The organism is Acinetobacter sp. UBA3025 (assembly GCF_002367915.1).
Classification (GTDB): domain Bacteria; phylum Pseudomonadota; class Gammaproteobacteria; order Pseudomonadales; family Moraxellaceae; genus Acinetobacter.
In genome coordinates, this window is record NZ_DFDO01000205.1 from 7,564 (window position 1) to 12,276 (window position 4,713).

Consider the following 4,713-nt stretch of genomic DNA (forward strand, 5'->3'; position numbering starts at 1 on the left):
TAACTATGTGTGTGATGAGCTGCATAAAGAAATGCCATTTGATCTGATTTTTAATCAGGACGAATTCTTACCATTTATGGAAATCATTGACGCTTCAAATCTGAATGTTGAATTTTCAGTTAAAAACATCGGTGACAAGATTCATGTCGGTGTAACAAAGGGAAATTCAAACGGTATATATCAGGCATTGAGCAGCTACATCGCAAAGCATGAACAACCTGCAAACAACATCGATCAATTCATTGCAAGCGGTGAATTTGATCAGGCATTTAAGGATGTGTTTGGTTTACCGGAAGGTGTGGTGAAGTCGTTGGGAGAAGTGTCGTGAAGCTTATTGAACAGTTGGGTGGGTATGAGAAGGCTAAGGCATTTCTTAATGCCACTTCTTTTACAATAGATGAGCTGATCATGATGCAGAGATCAGGACTCAGAACGCAGCATGTGGAAAAAGCCCTTCTCGAATACCGTCGCCAGCACAATATTTTTGAGATTGGGGACTATTTTTGCTATGAAAGCAAATATCTCAGTAATGATCCTTTGGATGGAGATGCCTACAAAAAATTAAATCAGCTCGACAGTATTGATTTTGAGTGTGGTTTTGTTGAGTCAACACTAAAACGTGGTGGAATTATTCGACACGCCACCGATGAAGAAATCAAAGCAGGTAAAAGATTGGAGGTGAATGATGCAAGTTGAAGTGCAATCAGCCGACTTACTCCAGGCGATCTTTGATGAGATGCAGGAGCTCAAACGAGCAATGGCCCATCAAGATGAACGCCGGGTAAGTATCAAGGAATTTGCCAAGCGCATGAACATGAGTGAACCAACGTTGTATGACCGGATCAAAAAAGGAGAAATTGAACAGCCTCATAAAGATGGTCCACGAAGTTACTACCTTAATAGTTATGTGAATGAAGTTGTCACAAGGCATTGTAAAAGTGCTAAAGTAGCCGCTTGATTAAGCGGCTTTTTAATGCCCTTAAAATCAATCACTTTATGCAAAGTGAGTAACATTGTGAGTAATGTAATTTTGCAATGTTAAGTAATATACGAAAATTCAAGAGGTTAGGCTCAATATGCTTCTCATGATCGACAACTATGACTCCTTTACTTATAACATCGTCCAGTATTTTGGCGAACTGAATCAAGAAGTAAAAGTAGTCCGCAATGATGCCGTGACATTGGAGGATATTGAGCGATGGCAACCCAAGTATCTGGTGATTGGTCCTGGTCCATGTTCGCCAAGTGAAGCGGGAATTTCGATTCCTGCCATTCAGCATTTTGGCGGCAAGATTCCCCTGCTCGGTGTTTGTTTGGGACATCAAAGTATTGGTCAGGCTTTTGGCGGCGATATTATTCGTGCCAAACGCGTCATGCATGGTCGTTTGTCTGACATGTATCACAGCGACAAAGGCATTTTTAGCAACTTGCCGAATCCTTTCTCTGCGACGCGTTACCACTCGCTGGTGATTGATCAGGCCACTTTACCTGAATGCCTGGAAGTGACCTGCTGGACCAATGAAGAAGATGGCTCTATGGAAGAAATCATGGGGATTAAACATAAGACACTACCGATTGAAGGTGTGCAGTTCCATCCGGAATCAATCCTGAGCCAGCATGGTCATCAGATCTTTAAAAACTTTCTTGAAATTTACGCATAATGGGCAAAACGCAAGTCATGAATATTCAACAAGCTTTAAGCAATATTACTAAAAACATTCACCTGACTCAGGAACAAATGGAAGACGTGATGCGCACCATTATGTCTGGCGAAGCAACCGATGCCCAGATCGGTGCTCTGCTCATGGGTCTACGCCTGAAAGGCGAAAGTATTGACGAGATTACTGCTGCAGCACGTGTCATGCGTGAACTGGCAACCAAAATTGATGTCAGTGATGTCCCTCATCTGGTGGATATCGTCGGTACAGGCGGTGATGGACAAAACCTGTTTAACGTATCTACCGCTTCAGCCTTTGTAATTGCAGCAGCTGGTGCAACGATTGCCAAACATGGTAACCGTGGTGTTTCTACCAAATCAGGCTCTTCAGATTTACTGGAACAGGCAGGCATTAATCTTGATTTGAATATGCAGCAAACCGAACGCTGTATCCGTGATATTGGTGTGGGCTTCCTGTTCGCACCGAATCATCACAAAGCCATGAAATATGCGATTGGTCCACGTAAAGAACTGGGTATTCGCAGTATTTTCAACCTGCTCGGCCCGCTTACGAATCCGGCCGGCGTAAAACGTTTGGTCATCGGGGTATTTTCCAATGAACTTTGCCGCCCAATTGCAGAAGTCATGAAACAGCTCGGTGCTGAACATGTCATGGTCGTACATTCACGTGATGGCTTAGATGAAATCAGTCTGGCTTCTTCGACGCATGTGGCTGAGCTGAAAAACGGTGAAATCACTGAATGGGAAATCATTCCTGAACAGGTCGACATTGAATCGCAAACCTTAACTGGCTTAATTATTGAAAGTTCAGCAGAAAGTCTGGCTCTGATTAAAGATGCCTTAGGCAAGAAGAAATCTGAGATCGGTCATAAGGCTGCCAATATGATTGCCCTAAATGCCGGTGCTGGTATTTATGTATCAGGCCTGACTTCAAGCTATAAGCAAGGTGTGGCATTGGCACACGATATTATTTATGGTGGCCAGGCACTGGAAAAAATGAGCGTGCTGTCTGAATTCACCAAAACCATCAAACAATATGAAGCTTAATACGGTCAGGAATTTGAATCATGGTTGATATTGCAAATACAATTTTGGGTAAAATTGTTGATCGTAAGAAAGAAGAGTTCGCTCTTCGTTTGAAGCAGAAAAGCTATAAAGATATAGAAGAGTTAGCTCAAGGCGCGACACCTGTACGTGGTTTTGCTCAATCTTTAATGTCTAAACGTTCGGGTGTAATCGCTGAAATTAAAAAGGCTTCTCCGTCCAAAGGCGTGATTCGTGAAAACTTCAATCCTGCAGAAATTGCGGCACAATATCAGGATGCCGGCGCTGCCTGTTTATCTGTACTGACTGATGTGGATTTTTTTCAGGGTGCTGATGAAAATATTCAGATCGCCCGTTCGCACTGTGACTTGCCTGCGTTGCGTAAAGACTTCCTGATCGATCCTTATGGCGTGATTGAAGCGCGTGCACTACATGCAGACTGTATCTTGCTGATCGTGGCCTGTCTGTCTGATCAGCAGTTAGAGGAAATGTCTAAAACCGCATTTGAGCATAATCTGAATGTACTGGTTGAAGTGCATGATGAAGAAGAATTAGGACGTGCTTTAAAACTGTCTGATCGTTGTCTGCTGGGTGTGAACAACCGTAATTTAAAAACTTTTGATGTCGACCTGAATACATCACTACGTCTGAAAAAATTACTGGATCCTTCACGCCTGCTGGTCACTGAAAGCGGTATTGCGACCCCTGCTGATGTTGCGATGATGCAGGAACATGATATTCATGCTTTCCTGGTCGGTGAAAGTTTCATGAAACAGCCACGTCCAGATCATGCTTTCCGTGATTTATTCGGTGAGCCTGAATCGGTTTAAAATATTAAGTATAAAAAAAGCCCCATCTCAGCATGGGGCTTTTTTTATTTCTATTAACCAAATTCATTTAATACTGAGTTGAATGATCAAAATAAGAGATTAATTTTTCAAATTCTGGCAGTTCAGAATAGGACTCATCCGCCTTGATTTCATCTGCCCAATCCACCTTCGAGTTCAGACAAAAACTCAGTCTGTGCTGAATTTTGGGTGCTTGATCCAGAAGCCCTAAAGGAATCCAGATCAATGCAGTTGTACCTACCTGATTCGGTACAGGTGAGCCACAGTGTTGACAAAAATGGGAACGAAATCCGGTCTCTTTTTGATAGCAGGAAATTGAAGCATGTCCTGATGTCCATTCAAAATATTGCTGATGAACTAAAGTTGCTGCATTCGCGGCCGTACCACTCTGTTTACGACATAAACTGCAGTGACAATGATACATGGTCTGAATATTCGTATTTACTTTGAACTGAACATCGCCACACAAACAACTGCCTGAATAACTCATTTTTTTATTTTCCAGGTTTGATTGATTTATATTTAAAGAGAGATGTTCCATCGCGGCAACTGTTAAAATGATAAAAGGAGAATATTCATGAATTATTTTCTATTTAAAGCTCATCAAGCTATACAATCTTAGAAAACTATTGAGAAATTAATGCTGGGTTTGGGATATGTTGTATTTAGTGCAATTCATTTCTCCTTTCAGTCATTTAAGACTATAATTTACCAAATTCAGTATCTCCCCCGTTTCCAGATTATGAGCAAACACGATTCTTCGCTTTCTAAAGATCAGTACAATTTACTCAAAGATCTTAAAAAGCAAATTAGTCATCCTCAGCCTAAGGCTGAACCTGTTGCCCCTGTCGTGAAAACAGCGGAGCAGGAACAGGAGGAAGACCTCGATCTATTTCGCAAGCAGATGCAAGGCGTACAAAAAATTGATGCCGGCAATATTGCGAAAATAGAAAAATCTCCCAAGAAAAAAGTCGATGCGCAAACTTTGGCCAAGCGTGCTGCTGCCGAAGGCCCCATGCATACCGATGAAACCGTCCTGTCTGATACTCAAGCCATGCTCAATCCGGTTGGCAGTCAAGCGAGCTTAAGCTACCGCATTGCGACCTTGCAGCATAAGGTTTTTGAAGATTTAAAAGCAGGCAA

7 protein-coding genes and 1 pseudogene are annotated in these 4,713 nt (G+C 42.2%); 7 read left to right on the top strand and 1 reads right to left on the bottom strand.

Going from position 1 to position 4,713, the window contains the following annotated elements; genetic code table 11:
• From B4J23_RS08585 to trpC, 6 genes are all read left to right on the top strand, one after another.
• Positions 1-328: hypothetical protein (locus B4J23_RS08585; RefSeq protein WP_291359983.1), on the top strand; the 328-nt coding region annotated here is incomplete at its 5' end.
• Entirely contained in the window at positions 325-696 is a 372-nt protein-coding gene (locus tag B4J23_RS08590; RefSeq protein WP_291359985.1) for a hypothetical protein, read from the top strand. The genes B4J23_RS08585 and B4J23_RS08590, both read left to right, overlap by 4 nt.
• A complete protein-coding gene (locus tag B4J23_RS08595) occupies positions 686-958 on the top strand; it encodes a helix-turn-helix transcriptional regulator (RefSeq protein ID WP_291359992.1) in 273 nt (90 codons plus the stop codon). Before B4J23_RS08590 ends, B4J23_RS08595 begins: the two co-directional genes overlap by 11 nt.
• 118 nt (positions 959-1,076) lie before the next feature.
• Positions 1,077-1,661, top strand: coding sequence for an anthranilate synthase component II (locus tag B4J23_RS08600; RefSeq protein WP_004782771.1), 585 nt, complete (start codon positions 1,077-1,079; stop codon positions 1,659-1,661).
• 17 nt (positions 1,662-1,678) lie between these two features.
• The gene (trpD, locus tag B4J23_RS08605) at positions 1,679-2,725 is read left to right on the top strand and encodes an anthranilate phosphoribosyltransferase (protein ID WP_034590018.1); all 1,047 of its coding nucleotides are present in this window, start codon (positions 1,679-1,681) and stop codon (positions 2,723-2,725) included.
• 20 nt (positions 2,726-2,745) lie between these two features.
• Positions 2,746-3,552, top strand: coding sequence for an indole-3-glycerol phosphate synthase TrpC (trpC, locus tag B4J23_RS08610; RefSeq protein WP_291359990.1), 807 nt, complete (start codon positions 2,746-2,748; stop codon positions 3,550-3,552).
• 67 nt (positions 3,553-3,619) lie between these two features.
• Here trpC and B4J23_RS08615 read toward each other — a convergent pair whose 3' ends face one another.
• Complete coding sequence (locus B4J23_RS08615) at positions 3,620-4,060, bottom strand: GFA family protein (protein ID WP_125278912.1); 441 nt, start codon at positions 4,058-4,060, stop codon at positions 3,620-3,622.
• A gap of 252 nt (positions 4,061-4,312) precedes the next feature.
• On the opposite strand from B4J23_RS08615, the pseudogene B4J23_RS08620 reads away from it, so the two are divergent.
• Positions 4,313-4,713: pseudogene (locus B4J23_RS08620) on the top strand (DNA mismatch repair protein MutS); the annotation flags it as partial.

Bases quoted from the DNA above. Each gene is read 5' to 3' on its own strand.
- B4J23_RS08595 (WP_291359992.1), top strand. From the start codon at position 686: ATGCAAGTTGAAGTGCAATCAGCCGACTTACTCCAGGCGATCTTTGAT.
- trpC (WP_291359990.1), top strand. From the start codon at position 2,746: ATGGTTGATATTGCAAATACAATTTTGGGTAAAATTGTTGATCGTAAG.
- B4J23_RS08615 (WP_125278912.1), bottom strand. From the start codon at position 4,060: ATGAGTTATTCAGGCAGTTGTTTGTGTGGCGATGTTCAGTTCAAAGTA.
- B4J23_RS08600 (WP_004782771.1), top strand. From the start codon at position 1,077: ATGCTTCTCATGATCGACAACTATGACTCCTTTACTTATAACATCGTC.
- trpD (WP_034590018.1), top strand. From the start codon at position 1,679: ATGAATATTCAACAAGCTTTAAGCAATATTACTAAAAACATTCACCTG.